Here is a 13,657-nt window from a genome sequence, read left to right as displayed (position 1 = left end):
TGGGTCAGGCCTGGCGTGCTCCCTCTGGTGGTGTGGCGGTTAGGCTTGGGTCTGATCCAAGGGTTGCGAGGGGGCGTTGCCCGATTTGCGGCGGCGACGCCTGCATAATTGAACTTGACACAATTGAATATCACGGCGGTCGTAGCCGCCATCTTGTTCCCCTGTGCGCCTTCAAATAGTGGTTGGCGCGAAAGGTAGAAAATATGCTCATTGCACAGCGCCCCACCCTGACCGAGGAGCCAATCTCCGAGTTCCGCTCGAAGTTCGTCATCGAGCCCCTGGAGCCGGGCTTCGGATACACCATTGGAAACTCGCTGCGTCGCACTCTGCTGTCGTCCATTCCGGGCGCATCTGTGACGAGCATCAAGATCGAGGGAGTCCAGCACGAATTCTCGACCATCGAGGGTTGCGTCGAGGACGTCACTGAGATCATCCTCAACCTCAAGGGTCTGGTGCTCTCTTCGGAGGAGGACGAGCCGGTCGCAATGTACGTGCGCAAGTCCGGTGCCGGTGAGATTACCGCCGCCGACATCAACCCGCCCGCCGGTGTGACCATCCACAACCCGGAGCTGCACATCGCCACTCTCAATGACGACGGCCGCTTCGAGATGGAACTCATCGTCGAGCGTGGCCGCGGTTACGTCTCCAGCGCCCTCAACGACGATCCGAACGCCGAAATTGGCCGCATCGCCGTCGACTCGATCTACTCCCCAGTCCTCAAGGTCACCTACAAGGTCGAGGCCACCCGAGTTGAGCAGCGCACCGACTTCGACAAGCTTGTTGTTGATGTCGAAACTAAGTCATCCATCCTTCCTCGCGACGCCGTCGCCTCAGCCGGTAAGACCCTCGTTGAACTGTTCGGGTTGACCCGCGAGCTCAACGCTGAAGCAGAAGGCATCGAGATCGGCGCCGGACCGGTCGACGAGGAGTATGCCGAGAGCCTGGGCACCCCAGTCGAGGAGCTCAACCTCACCGTCCGTTCCTACAACTGCCTCAAGCGTGAAGGCATCCACACCGTTGGAGAACTCGTCTCACGTTCTGAGCAAGACTTGCTGGCCATCCGTAACTTCGGATCCAAGTCCATTGACGAGGTCAAAGAAAAGCTCACCGAACTCGGTTTGGCTCTCAAGGACTCGGCTCCGGGGTTTGACCCGCTTGCCGCCGCTGAGGCCTATGACGAGGCCAACGACGACGACTACGCGGAGACTGAGCAGTACTGAGTTATTAAGGGCAAGGGGGGCGACCCCCTTGCATCCCCCGAGTGGGTCAATTCCGGCGTGCGGCTTGCTGTGGTTGGTGGTTGTGTGTGGGGTTGATTCGGTGGGGATGGTTGCGGGGGCGACCCCCTTGCATCCCCCGAGTGGGTCAATTCCGGCGTGCGGCTTGCTGTGGTTGGTGGTTGTGTGCGGGGTTGATTCGGTAGGGATGGTTGCGGGGGCGACCCCCTACCGCGACAATTGAAGATTTCCTCTCTTCGGAGGGGAGGCCAGGGGGGTGGACCCTGGCCGCACCCCCACCCGTCATATGGCGAGAAAGGGGAGGGGAGGACGCCCAGTCCTCCCTCAGCCGGACCGCGGCGGGTCCACCTGCCCGCCACACCGACACACAAGGAGAAAAGAATGCCGAAACCCACAAAGGGTCCTCGTCTTGGCGGCTCACCGGCCCACGAGCGCATCATCATGCGCAACCTGGCCAGTCAGCTTTTCGAGCACGGTCACGTCGTGACCACCCTCACCAAAGCCAAGCGCGTTCGCCCGTTGGCCGAGAAGCTCATTAACCGAGCCAAGACAGACACCGTCGCCAACCGTCGTTTGGTGAATCGCACGATCACCGATCGCGGCATCGTGCATATCCTCTTCACCGAGATCGGCCCCATGATGGAGGGTCGTGACGGCGGCTACACCCGCGTCACCCGCATCGGCAACCGCAGGGGAGATAACGCTCCCATGGCCGTCATCGAGGTTATTACTGAGAAGGTCTCCTCGAAGGCTCCGGCTAGCGCCGCTGACGCCAAGGCACAGATCAACACCGCTGCCGAGACCAAGGACGTAGAGCCCGAAGCCGGTGACGCTGCGGACAATGCGTCGGCCGAGAATGCCGCTGCGCAGGCCCCCGTGGCCGAAGAGCAGGCTGAGGCGGACGAGAAGGCCGAGGAAAAGCCCGAGGCCTGATCCTCCTTCACGATCAACGCCGGTCCCTCAACACAGGGGCCGGCGTTTGTCGTGTCTGCGCTGTTCCAACCCGCTAACACAGACGCGAGCATAACCGCATAGGCTGGATGGGTGACGACCCTTCGCATCGCTCAGCTCGCCAACTTCGTCGGCCCCGTCTCCGGAGGCATGAAGGTGGCCATCGACGCGCTTGGAAAGGGATATGTCGCTGCCGGTCACGAACGAATCCTGGTGATACCGGGCCCGAAAGACCGCATTACTGAATCAGAATCGGGAATCACCGTCGAGATCGCTGCCCCGCGTGTTTCCGCCGGCTACCGCATGATCGCTACTCCTTGGCGGGCTCTCGACGTCCTCGACCGTTTTCGACCCACCTCTATCGAGTCTTCCGACAAGTGGACTCTCACCCCAGCCGCAGGTTGGGCGTCACGGCGCGGCATCGGATCGGTGCTGTTTAGCCACGAGCGACTCGACGACATGCTGACGATGTGGGTTCGTCGACAGTTCGGCGTCGCAGCAGCCGTCGGTGCCCTCAATCGTCGTCTCTCGAAATCGTTCGACATCGTGGTCGTCACATCTGACTACTCCGCAGGTGAATTTGCCGATACCGGTGCACGCCTTGTGAAAGTCCCCCTAGGAGTCGACCTCGCGACCTTCCATCCCGATAGGCGTGACGCAGGACTGCCAACCCCGCGCCCTGACGGCCTGTTGCGGTTGTGCTACGTCGGGCGGATGAGTCACGAGAAAAGCCCTCAGCTTGCCGTCGCAACTGCCGTCGAATTACATCGCCGCGGGGTTCCGCTGCGCCTTGACATGTACGGTGTCGGACCGGACGCCGACGCCATGAAGCAGCAGGCTGGCGACGCCCCGGTTTTCTTCAACGGCTTCGTCGAGGGGCGTGACGAGGTTGCCCGACGTTTCGCTCGCGCTGATATGTCCATGTCGGTGTGTCCAGCAGAGACCTTTGGGCTAGCGTCGTTAGAAGCGCTCGCCTGCGGCACTCCGGTGGTTACTGCCAATCGAGGCGGTGCCCACGAGATCGTCGACGCGACATGCGGAGAAGCTGGCAGCCCTGACGCTGACGGTTTAGCCGACGCCGTCTTACGGCTTGCGCCACGGCTTGGACCCGAGTTGCGTGAAGCCGCCCGTCGGCGCGCTGAGCAGTTCACGTGGGACGCTAGCGTCGAGAAGATGTTGGAGGTTCACTCCGAGATCGCAGCTGCCCCCGACGCCAAGCCGTATTGGAAACAGATATTCAAGAATCGGCGCGACGCCCGATTCCGCGCCAATGACCCCCTCGCGCCGCACACTGACGTTGAGCAGACCGACGATCACCAGGAGCGCAGATGAACAAGATCCCACTCGTGTTGGCAGGCGCTGCGGCAGCCGTCGTCACTGTCGCGATTAAGGCTCCACAACCTGAGCCAGGCCTGCCTGAAGGTCCCGCAGGCGCACCCCTGCGAACCGCAGCGGATGTTGTCGCGGCATGCCGAGCCTCCGGGGCAGTCGGTTGGGACCTCGTCAACAAGGCCACCAGTCTGGTGCACCGGATGTACACCCACTACTCGTGTTGGCACCTGTGGCTCAGCCCTCAAGCGTCCTTGGAGGCCGGGCACGGTCACTCGGGCCAGTACAACATCGTGCTGGGACAGATACTTGAGCAGCTGGGATTCCAGGTTCGGCCCGTCCACGCAGCGCGAGTCCGTTTGGAACACCACCCGTGGTACCACACCGGACACAGCTGGCTACGGGTCACCTACGACGGCAAAGAGCTCGATGTCTGCGCGTCGCGGCCAGGCAACACGGCTGGCAACGTCGCTTTCGTCCCCGTCACCGAGGTACTCGACCGGACCAGACTAAATAGCATTGATACCACATTCGCTCTGGCCCCGATCGTCGTCGCTAGCGTGTGGAAATCGTGGCTGACGGGATCGGACATCCAGAGCTGGATGTACCGGCCATTCGGACGGTCGGCCTGACACCGCGCGGTCAGGCTTGCGTCAATTCGCCAGTCGCCGTCTTCGTCAAGGGCCGGTTCATCGTCTCAGGTGCCATCGTCTGACCCGTCACGGCGCCTATGACGCAGAGTGCCGCCGCGATGACCATGCACCACTTGATCCCGATCGTCCCGATGCCGATGGGCAGCAGGTAGGTACCGAGGAATGCGCCAATGCGGCTGACAGCCGACCCGAAGCCCACCCCACTGGATCGGATATCGGTGTCGAAGATCTCTGAGGGGTACACCGCAGTCAGGATGTCGCTGTAGGAGTTAACCAAAGCGAAGATTGCCAAGCCCACAACCAGCACCCACGACGGCGCATGGGTCCACAATCCGACAACCAAGAGGACAACAGCCTGAATCCAGAACGGCCCGATGAGCATACGTCGACGGCCAATGCGGTCGATCGCTACCAGACCAGCGACCGCGCCCACGACGCCGATCGTGTTAGAGAGAATTGTGCCGCCAGCTTGAGACTTGACGTTGAGGGATTCAAGCACCTTCGGGGCGTAGGTGAAGATCGCAAAATATGGGGTGACGATGCACGTCCAGAAAAGACAGACAAAGACCGTGCGTTGCCGGTGACCTTTGCTGAATAGTTTGCGGTAGCCTTCACCGTCCACGGACTCCTCGCCGAGCCTCTCTGCGGCGAAATAGTCCGGTCCCATATGCTCCTCGACGATTGCGCGAGCCTCTGCTTCGCGACCGTGACGCAGCAACCAGCGTGGCGATTCTGGTAGACCGATCCTCAACCCAAGCACAATGAGGGCTGGGACAACCGAGGTGGCCAGGATGACCTTCCACGACACCCCACACCATAGCAGCGCATATCCCAGGAGTACGGCGATCAAAAAGCCGATGCGCCAGCACAATTCGAGGAAAGCTAGCTTCGATCCGCGTTCTCGGGCCGGAACGAACTCTGAAAGCATGGGCGCCCCGATGGAATACTCTGCGCCGATGGCCATGCCCAACAGGAATCTGAGAATCGCCAGCGAGACTCCGCCCATGGCGAAAGCCTGCCCCACGCCAATCACGATAAAAGCGACGATGTCGACGAGAAACATCTTGCGGCGGCCGAATTTATCGGTGAGGTAGCCGAAGAGCGGGGCGCCGATGAAAATGCCGAGCAGGCTCGCCGCCCCGACGAGTCCTTCCATCGCGGGGGTCAGCCCAAGGTCGTGATTGATGTGCAAGATGACGACACTAATAATGCCAAGATCGAAACCGTCGAGCCCGCCACCAAAAGCGGTGGCTGCCGTAACATGACGCAGAAATTGTCTGGAGTTAGGCGGGATCGAGGCCGACGTCGATGGCGTGTCGGGCGCTGAACTGGTGGTCGGGATGTTGGCGGCCATTATGGCAGCCCCTTCCGGTGGCGGACAGTGCGTCAAGGAACGACAGACAGAAGCCCTGTCATCGATACGTCGCTCCATGGTTTTAAGACCGATAGTGCGATTTTCGGCCTATCGACCCACCGTACTGGTTATGAGGGTCGCTGGGATTGACGGTGATGAGAATCTGGCGTGGATGCACGACGAGGGGCCCACCATGGCGATGGGCCCCTCGCAAAGTCAGATAGCGTCTCAGATGAGACCTGGGGTCTGAGAACGGGCACGATCGAAGCGGGCCTGAGCGTCGGCCCAGTTGACGACGTTCCACCAAGCGCTGACGTAGTCGGCCTTCACGTTCTGGTACTGCAGGTAGTAGGCATGCTCCCACATGTCGAGCTGCACGATCGGGATTTGGCCGGACGGCAGGTTGCCCTGCTGATCGAACAGCTGCATCGTGTTGAGGCGCTGGCCCAGCACATCCCACACCAGCATGCCCCAGCCGGAGCCCTGAACGCCCTTCGCGGCCTCTTCGAACTGCTTCTTAAAGCCATCGAAGGAACCAAAGAACTCGTCAATTGCAGCGGCGAGCTCGTTGCCCTCCGGACGGCCACCACCGTTAGGTGACATGTTCTTCCAGAACACAGAGTGGTTGATGTGACCACCGAGGTTGAAGGCCAGATCCTTCTCGAGCTTGTTGATGGCTCCGAAGTCGCCCTTGTCGCGGGCTTCGGCCAGCTTCTCTAGGGCGGTGTTGGCGCCCTGAACGTAGGTGTTGTGGTGCTTGTCATGGTGCAGTTCCATGATCTTGCCCGAGATGTGGGGCTCCAATGCGCCGTAGTCGTAGTCGAGATCGGGAAGGGTGTAAACAGCCATTCTTCCTCCTATGGAACGAGATCCGTCACGACGTCTGCCATGACGTGGCCCCTGGCAGGGCCGCTTGTTCGGTACAACGCCGAACCTGTCTCCATCATTCCCGTGTTTGCGAGATTTTTCACTAGATGTGGAGGAATGTGGTCTGACGTATCGGATCCCACGGCCCTCCGCACACTCACCCATGGGCCAGGCATCACCACTCGCGCTGTGCAGCCCCCGCCACGCTTTTCAGCCTCCGCCGCGCTTTTCAGACCTCCGCCACGCATTGAGCGCCACCCAGCGTTACGATGAAGCCGTCCCCTGCGATCAACGATGTTGGAGGAGTGACAATGACTGAGCTACTCGCTGGCCGTACCGCGTTGGTGACCGGTGGATCCGCTGGTATCGGCCGTGGAATTGCGCAGGTGCTTGCATCCCACGGCGCCCGCGTCGCCGTCACGGGCGTGACTGAGGAAGAATGCGTTCAGGCTCGCGCGGAGGGGCTTGACGCCTACCAACTCGATGTGCGGGACAAAGATGCCTGCATCCGCGTCGTGAAGGATGTCGCCGCCAAGCTTGGCGGCCTGTCAGTGCTTGCCGCTAACGCTGGTGTGTATCCCCAGACCCGCCTCGCTGACCTTGACGATGACCAGATTGACTTCATCTTCGACGTCAATGTCAAGGGCATGATGCACGTCGTGCAGGCGGCGACGCCGGCACTTCGTCAATCTGGCCGTGGACGCATTGTGGTGACCTCGTCGATCACCGGCAATATCACCGGGTATCCCGGATGGTCCCATTATGGTGCCACGAAAGCAGCACAGATGGGATTCATTCGCTCTGCGGCGATGGAGCTGGCGGGCGACAAGATCACCATTAATGCTGTGATGCCGGGCAATATCGTGACCCCAGGTTTGAAGGCCTTGGGGGACGATTACCTTGCTGAGATGGCGAAAGCCGTACCGCTGGGGATGCTCGGCGAGGCGACCGATATTGGCGAGGCAGTGGCGTACCTCGCCTCAGATGGTGCGCGCTATGTGACCGGTCAGTCGATCGTGGTCGATGGTGGGCAGATCCTGCCCGAGGGGCCAGATGCATTGGCGGACATGTAACTGTCCCCTGTACTCGGACTGTCGACGGCATCTGGCATGAATTGGGCACGTCGGGATGCCCGCCGTAGTACCCGCAGAATCGGACCCCCCAACAGCGCCAGGCACACCACATTGGTGAGCGCGCGTCCCAGATTCCAGCCCATGGACGTCGCCACATTGAACAGCACGAAGTGCCACAGGTTCGTCAGTGGGGAGGCGTGCGGGTCGAAGGACAGCTGGGTGCTTGTGCCGAGGTTGAAAGGCCAGAAGGCGAAGTCCATCAACCAGCCGTAAACGAAGGCTGAGACGAATCCCCACCCGCACAGCCAGGCAATTTCGGCTTTGCCCCTCGCGCGCGGAAGGAGTCCCGCCCCCAGCCCGACGAACCCCGAGGCGATCATCTGGTAGGGCAGCCAGGGGCCGAAACCTGCGGTGAGGAGGGCAGATGCGAACATCGTCGTGGTGCCGAGGACGAAGCCAAAGGCCGCGCCGAACACTCTCGCTCCGGCAATCATGAGGATGAAGACGAATGAGATTCCCGCCATCGATGGGCTAAGGGTGCGTAGCGCTGCGCCACATGCGGTCAACACACCGATCATGGCGAGGGCCTTGACGTCGATCCCGTCAGAACTCAGTTGAGAGACCACCACCGCTAACACCACGGGCAAGATTGCGGCGAAGAGGAATGGGGTGCGCGTCTCGTAGTCGGCGGCGCTTCCCGGGTTCAGGAACAATGGCCAGCAGAAGGCGAGTAACCCCATGGCTGCGGTGACGACGAGTAGCACCCGAGATGTCGTCGAGGTGCGAACTGCGGTGTGCTGGCCGCTGCTCATCGGCGCGCTCCGATCGGGGTGCCCACGAGCCGCTCTACGTCGGCGATCGTCATCACGTCGGCTGGATGAAACACTTTCGCGATCTGCGGGCTGAACCCAGGCGAGGACGTGCACAGTGAGCGGGTGGACCCGTCGGCAACCACATGACCGGTCGCCATGACAATCGTGCGGTCCGTCGTCGCTGCAGCAAACTCGACGTCATGGGTGGCCAGGAGAACTGCCGCTGGCTCCCCGGTAACACCAGAGGCGATGTCCCGGACGATCCTGGTCAATTCGGTCTTCATGGCGTAATCGAGGCCGCGGGTGGGCTCGTCGAGGAGGAGGATGTCGGGACGGCTGGACAATTGGATCGCCAGCACGAGGGCAAGTCGCTGTCCTTCCGACATGTCCCGGGGATTACGATCTTCCGGTAATTCCACACCGAGACGCGACAAGATAGCGCCGGTGGTGCCGTCGGGCACGTTGGACTCTTTGTCGGCTTGGGCGCATTCCTCAGCGACGGTTGGTAAGTAGAGCAGGTCAGATGCCGACTGCGGGACCAGGCTGACCATCTGGCGCGCAGTTGCGGCGTCGACCTTGCGGGGGTCAGACCAGGAACCGTGGTGGTTGACCAGCACCTTTCCTGACGATTTCGTCGCTCCCTGTATCGCCCACATTAACGATGACTTGCCTGACCCATTTCGCCCCATGAGGCAGGTAATGGTGCCACGTTCCAACGTGGCCGTCATAGTGTCGACGGCCCGTACCTTGCCGTAGCTGACTCCAACCTTGTCCAAGCGCAGTACGTCGTCTCCACTGCCGTGCCAGGTCATGGCCTCACAGGGTTGTGGAGCATGTGGGAGATCTAGGTGCGGACCGACCCGACGACGGGCCTCGCGCACCGACAATGGCACAGTTGGCCATTTCATAGTGCGACTCAGAGCCGCCAGCGGCGGGACGACGTCAGCGTGAGCCAATACCTCCTCGGGGGGTCCCGCCACCACCGAGCCGTCACCCGGGAGCCACCAAACGGCGTCTGCGGCGTGCATGACACGTTCCAGACGATGCTCGGCAAGAACAACGGTCAGTCCCACGTCATGGACGAGCGTAGAAATGGAGGCAAGGACGTCCTGAGCCGCAGTGGGATCGAGGGCGCTGGTTGGTTCGTCAAGGACGAGAATGCGAGGCTGAGCAGCCAAAACAGCGGCGATAGCCACCCGCTGCTGCTGACCCCCCGACAGGCTTAGCAACGCCCTACGACGCAAATCGGCGATCCCCATGAGGTCTAGCGTTTCCTCGACCCTCTTGCGCATCACTGACGGTGAGATGCCCAGCTGCTCCATACCATAGGCGATCTCATCCTCGACAGTGTCAGTGACAAACCCGGCAACCGGGTTCTGCCCGACCACGCCGACGACGTCGGCCAGTTCTCGGGGGCGATGAGTACGGGTGTCGCGTCCGGCGACTGTGACGGTGCCGTCAAGACGACCGCCGGTGAAGTGAGGGACGATCCCATTGAGCGCCCCCAACAGGGTCGACTTACCGGTGCCTGTGCGCCCGACGACCAGAGTCAAGTCGCCCTCCTCGACGACGAGGTTGACGCTCCTGAGGGTCGGAGCCGAGGCGCCAGGGTGGGTTATCGACACGTTTGACAGGGTGATGACATCGCTCATGACTCGACTACCTCGTCCTTCCAGGATTGCCACGATGCGGCCTGCTCCGGATCAATGTGGCTGGACCGTTGGGGTGCGGGGGTGACTATTCCGGGCAACACGGTCACCACGACCAGGAGGAGCATCGTTGGTTGCAACGGCGGCCAAACCACAGGCGAGGTCGATACAGTGACGGCGTCGGGGTCGGCGCGGGAGAGCCAGATCATGGTGACGACCGCGATCGCCCCGCACAGGCACGACGCTGTTGCCTGCCACGTCCATACGTCAGGGCGGTACCGGCTCACCCCGAGGCGGCTCCCTGAGATCCTCAGCCCGATGACCGACCCGATGGCTCCGGCGATGATGAGCACGATGCCAATGTGCTGACCCATTCGATCAGTCAGAAACCATGAACAGAGGCTGCCGGGAGCGCAGCTTGACGGGTTGGCGCTGAACGATCCGGTCGGGTTAGCGAGGACGCCGTAACAACCGAGGGTCAGCACCATAACCGAGATCATGAGTAGAACCTGCGTCCCAGGGTTGACGTGACGATGAGTGCGTCCGTACCCGCGCGATTCCATCCCGCGAGCCAAAGACATTGATGTTTCGACGGAATCCTCAAGCACCGGAACGAGAACGGCTACCAGAGCGCGAATACCGGTTCGGGTATCGCCGCGTAGCCGTCGCGCGCGTCGAACTCGTTGCACCGAGGCGATGAGCTGGGGGAAAACCGACAGAGCGATGACGACGGCCACGGAAACATCATGTAAAGCGGCGGGGACTGATTTGAGGACGCGTCGGGGGTTGGCCAGTGAATTCGCAGCACCGAAGCAAATCAGCATTCCGGCTAGTCGGAGGGCATCGTAACCGGTGGCGGCCAGCCCCTCGGCGGTAACTGGGCCGCCAATGCGGATCCCGGCCGCCCAGTCAGGCAGAGACGCCTCGGGAAGGCGGAAAAGCACCGTTCCCGTCCCGTCGCCGCCGATGAGAATTTGGAAGAACACGCGAATACCGATGACGGCGAGGGCCAGGCCGGCGTAGACACCTGCGGACCGGGCCCACGGTTCGTCAGTACGGCGCAATGCGACGACGATGGCGACGGCTCCCGTCATGAGGACGACCAGGAGTGGATTAGTGGTGAGGCTGATGGCAATTCCGCAGCCTGCCGCCCATGCCCACCACGACCATGGGTGGACTGTCCTGGTATTCCCAGCGGCAGTCGGGGTCGGAATCTCGACGACAGGGTCAGACGTTCTCGTCACTAACCTTGACACAGCTCAACCCTGATCCCAGGCATCGTAAGGTATGGCTTCGCTTCCTATGGGCACCGTCTCAGCTTACGACCTGGTCAGGCGTGGACGTCGATGACCCTGAACCCTTTCGCGGAAGCGATCCGAGCCGCGTCAAATCCCTGCTGACACAGCCAGCGGGTGAGAGAATCCGCGCCAAGGTTTTTCCCGACGACGAGGTGCGCCACCCCGTCGTCACTGAGACGCGTCAGCCACATCGTCAACATCTCATGCAGGACCGCTTTCCCTACTCGGATCGGCGGATTTGACCATATTTCGTCGAAGCGGAGGTGAGGATCAACATCCTCGGGGCGGCAGGCGTGGACGCGAGTGCCGACCCCCAGGGCCTTGGCGTTGCGGGTCGTCAATCTGATGGCGAGGTCGTTGACGTCGACGGCGACAATCTGCGAGCCAGGGCAAGCTCGCCCCAGAGCGCAAGCTATGGGCCCATAGCCGCAACCAAGGTCGAGAAAAGTGCCGTCCGATGGCGGGGGAGTGACTTCTCGCATGAGAACCGCGGTGCCGGGATCGAGGCGCGTGCCAGAGAACACCCCGCCTGCTGTGGTCAGCGTCATGGAATCATCCCAGATGTTGACACTGATAGTGCGGGTTTGGACCGGTCCCTGCGGGGTGATGAAGTAGTGGCTGGGCCCACGATCGTCATGGCGCGATTGACTCATCGGTCCTCCCAACAGGTGTCACAAGTATCGTCGTGGGTTCGACGGGAACGCGCCTGGGCGGCACGTTTGGCGAGGTCTGCGTCGGCAGGGTAGCCGACCTCCTCGAGGGTGAGTCCGCAGGCTGGCATGACGAGCACCGAGGATGCCCGCGAGGTGCTGGCGGCGACGGTGTCGAGCCAGTCTTGGCTGCGTCGCCCCGACGCGACGGCGGTGAGAGCACCCACGAGGGACCGCACCATGGAGTGGCAAAATGCGTCGGCACGGACTGTGACCTCGACGGTGCCGCACGGGTCGTCGAGTCGTTCGGCGTGACAATCGAGAAGGGTGCGGATTGTCGTGGCGCCCTCGCGGTATTTGCAGAAAGCAGCGAAGTCGCGTAGCCCGAGGAGAGAGGCACCGGCGGTGTTGAGGCGGTCGACGTTGAGGTGCCCCCGCACGGGCGCCACGTGGAAGCGTGTCACCGGGTCAGGCCGGGACGACTCATCCCACAGGCGGTAGACGTAACGGCGCCATAACGCTGAGAACCGGGCGTCGAACTCATCGGGAACACGTCGGATCGATGCGACGACGAGGTCGGGGTCGAGGACTCGGGATAGCCGACGCAGCATCGACGACGTGTCGAGGTCGTCGGGGAGGTCGACGTGGGCTACCTGGCCACGGGCGTGGACGCCAGCGTCGGTACGCCCCGCGACCGTCAACGGGGTTGGCCCGTCGAGGCGCAGCACCCTGGGGATCCATCTTTCCAGCTCGCCTTGGACAGTGCGGCGATCCGGTTGCGCAGCCCAGCCGGAAAAATTCGCCCCGTCATACGCGATATCTAGGCGCCAGCGGGTCATGATTCCTCCACACGACGCCAGGTCAGGTCATGGACGACACGTCCGGCTGCCAGGCCTTTCTTTTCGTACCGGGTGATTGGGCGCTCCTGCCAGCGTGGGCTGAATCCGTCTGGACCAGCGTTGACGGCCTCAATGGCGGGCTCGGCGGATAGTACCTCGAGCATCCATGTGGCGTAGTCGTCCCAATCGGTGGCCAGACGCCACAAGCCGCCGGGGCGGAGGCGGGAAGCCACCAGACGAGCCATGTCGGGGTTGACGATGCGGCGCTTGTGGTGGCGCTTCTTGTGCCATGGGTCAGCGAAAAAGGTCCAGACTTCATCGACTTGTCCGGGGACAACGAGGTGGTCGAGCCCAGCTGCGGCGTCGGCAAGGATGACGCGGGCGTTTGTTGCTCCTGCGGCGTGGAGTTTATTGAGGGCACTAGCGATCGAGGGTAGGTAGACCTCGAAGCCAATAAAATCACGATCCGGGTGGGCTGAAGCTAGGGAGGCTAGAACGTCGCCGGATCCGGTACCGATCTCTATTGTGAGTGGGGCAGTGCGCCCGAAGATCTTCGGTAGGTCTAGGTGAGCTTCGGGTGCCACCGAGGTGCTGGTGGCGTCGCGCGGGACGTCGACCATATATGTGCTGGCCAAGGTGTCCATGGCACGCTGTTGGGAGGCATTCATGCGGGGAGATCGACGGACGAAGGAGACGACCCCGCGCCGGACCCGATCCCCTGAGCGGTGGGCGCCCGCCGAGTGGTCGTCGGAATACTCCGCAGTGTTAGGAAGCGCGGTGGGGAAGTCGCTACCGGTGGCGGAGACGAGGTCGTCGGTCATGGCCATAGATGCTAGGCGATGGTGACGACAACACGTTCCTAGGGTGTGGCGGGTCTGAGGCTACGAGGAGTCTCGAAGCCAGCAGCTGATGTTGGTTCTGCCTCGGATCGAATGAATACCGCT

13 protein-coding genes are annotated in these 13,657 nt (G+C 62.1%); 5 read left to right on the top strand and 8 right to left on the bottom strand.

Annotation, left to right across the window (positions count from 1 at the left end; all coding sequences use genetic code 11):
* Positions 1-203 precede the first annotated feature (203 nt).
* The 4 genes from FYJ43_RS08305 (at position 204) to FYJ43_RS12065 (ending at position 4,150) form a co-directional block, all read left to right on the top strand.
* On the top strand, positions 204-1,220 hold the full coding sequence (locus FYJ43_RS08305) for a DNA-directed RNA polymerase subunit alpha (RefSeq protein WP_154563868.1): 1,017 nt from the start codon (positions 204-206) through the stop codon (positions 1,218-1,220).
* Positions 1,221-1,619: 399 nt separating this feature from the next.
* Positions 1,620-2,171 carry a 50S ribosomal protein L17 gene (gene rplQ, locus FYJ43_RS08300; protein ID WP_154563866.1) on the top strand — a complete coding sequence of 184 codons (552 nt, stop codon included), beginning with the start codon at positions 1,620-1,622 and terminating at the stop codon, positions 2,169-2,171.
* A 111-nt stretch (positions 2,172-2,282) separates the two neighbouring features.
* A complete protein-coding gene (locus FYJ43_RS08295; RefSeq protein ID WP_326833491.1) occupies positions 2,283-3,521 on the top strand; it encodes a glycosyltransferase in 1,239 nt (412 codons plus the stop codon).
* Entirely contained in the window at positions 3,518-4,150 is a 633-nt protein-coding gene (locus tag FYJ43_RS12065) for a hypothetical protein (protein ID WP_195839943.1), read from the top strand. The genes FYJ43_RS08295 and FYJ43_RS12065 overlap by 4 nt, the downstream gene beginning before the upstream one ends.
* 10 nt (positions 4,151-4,160) lie before the next feature.
* On the opposite strand, the gene FYJ43_RS08285 is transcribed toward FYJ43_RS12065, so the two are convergent.
* Together FYJ43_RS08285 and FYJ43_RS08280 are read right to left on the bottom strand one after the other, a co-directional pair.
* The gene (locus FYJ43_RS08285) at positions 4,161-5,525 is read right to left on the bottom strand and encodes an MFS transporter (RefSeq protein ID WP_195839942.1); all 1,365 of its coding nucleotides are present in this window, start codon (positions 5,523-5,525) and stop codon (positions 4,161-4,163) included.
* 228 nt (positions 5,526-5,753) lie between these two features.
* The gene (locus tag FYJ43_RS08280) at positions 5,754-6,374 is read right to left on the bottom strand and encodes a superoxide dismutase (protein ID WP_154563862.1); all 621 of its coding nucleotides are present in this window, start codon (positions 6,372-6,374) and stop codon (positions 5,754-5,756) included.
* A gap of 329 nt (positions 6,375-6,703) precedes the next feature.
* On the opposite strand from FYJ43_RS08280, the gene fabG reads away from it, so the two are divergent.
* On the top strand, positions 6,704-7,465 hold the full coding sequence (gene fabG / locus FYJ43_RS08275; RefSeq protein ID WP_154563860.1) for a 3-oxoacyl-ACP reductase FabG: 762 nt from the start codon (positions 6,704-6,706) through the stop codon (positions 7,463-7,465).
* Here the strand turns inward: fabG and FYJ43_RS08270 are convergent.
* The 6 genes from FYJ43_RS08270 to trmB form a co-directional block, all read right to left on the bottom strand.
* Complete coding sequence (locus FYJ43_RS08270) at positions 7,399-8,277, bottom strand: ECF transporter S component (RefSeq protein ID WP_154563858.1); 879 nt, start codon at positions 8,275-8,277, stop codon at positions 7,399-7,401. The two genes, fabG and FYJ43_RS08270, sit on opposite strands and share 67 nt — an antisense overlap.
* Complete coding sequence (locus FYJ43_RS08265; RefSeq protein WP_154563856.1) at positions 8,274-9,929, bottom strand: ABC transporter ATP-binding protein; 1,656 nt, start codon at positions 9,927-9,929, stop codon at positions 8,274-8,276. The genes FYJ43_RS08270 and FYJ43_RS08265 overlap by 4 nt, the downstream gene beginning before the upstream one ends.
* The gene (locus FYJ43_RS08260) at positions 9,926-11,182 is read right to left on the bottom strand and encodes an energy-coupling factor transporter transmembrane component T (RefSeq protein WP_326833490.1); all 1,257 of its coding nucleotides are present in this window, start codon (positions 11,180-11,182) and stop codon (positions 9,926-9,928) included. The genes FYJ43_RS08265 and FYJ43_RS08260 overlap by 4 nt, the downstream gene beginning before the upstream one ends.
* Before the next feature lie 74 nt (positions 11,183-11,256).
* A complete protein-coding gene (locus tag FYJ43_RS08255) occupies positions 11,257-11,877 on the bottom strand; it encodes a class I SAM-dependent methyltransferase (protein ID WP_154563854.1) in 621 nt (206 codons plus the stop codon).
* Positions 11,874-12,713 (bottom strand): tRNA pseudouridine(38-40) synthase TruA, encoded by an 840-nt coding sequence (gene truA / locus FYJ43_RS08250; protein WP_154563852.1) that lies wholly within the window; start codon positions 12,711-12,713, stop codon positions 11,874-11,876. Before truA ends, FYJ43_RS08255 begins: the two co-directional genes overlap by 4 nt.
* Complete coding sequence (gene trmB / locus FYJ43_RS08245; RefSeq protein ID WP_154563850.1) at positions 12,710-13,534, bottom strand: tRNA (guanosine(46)-N7)-methyltransferase TrmB; 825 nt, start codon at positions 13,532-13,534, stop codon at positions 12,710-12,712. The genes truA and trmB overlap by 4 nt, the downstream gene beginning before the upstream one ends.
* Between the last annotated feature and the right edge of the window lie 123 nt (positions 13,535-13,657).

It is taken from the genome of Cutibacterium porci (assembly GCF_009696315.1).
GTDB classification, from domain to species: domain Bacteria; phylum Actinomycetota; class Actinomycetes; order Propionibacteriales; family Propionibacteriaceae; genus Cutibacterium; species Cutibacterium porci.
Note: the sequence above shows the minus strand (reverse complement) of the source record. Positions and strands in the feature narration are given on the sequence as shown.

What these genes read in the sequence shown, in the direction of transcription:
- FYJ43_RS08270 (WP_154563858.1), bottom strand. Translation starts at nt 8,277, where the DNA reads ATGAGCAGCGGCCAGCACACCGCAGTTCGCACCTCGACGACATCTCGG.
- truA (WP_154563852.1), bottom strand. Translation starts at nt 12,713, where the DNA reads ATGACCCGCTGGCGCCTAGATATCGCGTATGACGGGGCGAATTTTTCC.
- FYJ43_RS08255 (WP_154563854.1), bottom strand. Translation starts at nt 11,877, where the DNA reads ATGAGTCAATCGCGCCATGACGATCGTGGGCCCAGCCACTACTTCATC.
- FYJ43_RS12065 (WP_195839943.1), top strand. Translation starts at nt 3,518, where the DNA reads ATGAACAAGATCCCACTCGTGTTGGCAGGCGCTGCGGCAGCCGTCGTC.
- FYJ43_RS08265 (WP_154563856.1), bottom strand. Translation starts at nt 9,929, where the DNA reads ATGAGCGATGTCATCACCCTGTCAAACGTGTCGATAACCCACCCTGGC.
- FYJ43_RS08305 (WP_154563868.1), top strand. Translation starts at nt 204, where the DNA reads ATGCTCATTGCACAGCGCCCCACCCTGACCGAGGAGCCAATCTCCGAG.
- FYJ43_RS08280 (WP_154563862.1), bottom strand. Translation starts at nt 6,374, where the DNA reads ATGGCTGTTTACACCCTTCCCGATCTCGACTACGACTACGGCGCATTG.
- fabG (WP_154563860.1), top strand. Translation starts at nt 6,704, where the DNA reads ATGACTGAGCTACTCGCTGGCCGTACCGCGTTGGTGACCGGTGGATCC.
- FYJ43_RS08285 (WP_195839942.1), bottom strand. Translation starts at nt 5,525, where the DNA reads ATGGCCGCCAACATCCCGACCACCAGTTCAGCGCCCGACACGCCATCG.
- rplQ (WP_154563866.1), top strand. Translation starts at nt 1,620, where the DNA reads ATGCCGAAACCCACAAAGGGTCCTCGTCTTGGCGGCTCACCGGCCCAC.
- trmB (WP_154563850.1), bottom strand. Translation starts at nt 13,534, where the DNA reads ATGACCGACGACCTCGTCTCCGCCACCGGTAGCGACTTCCCCACCGCG.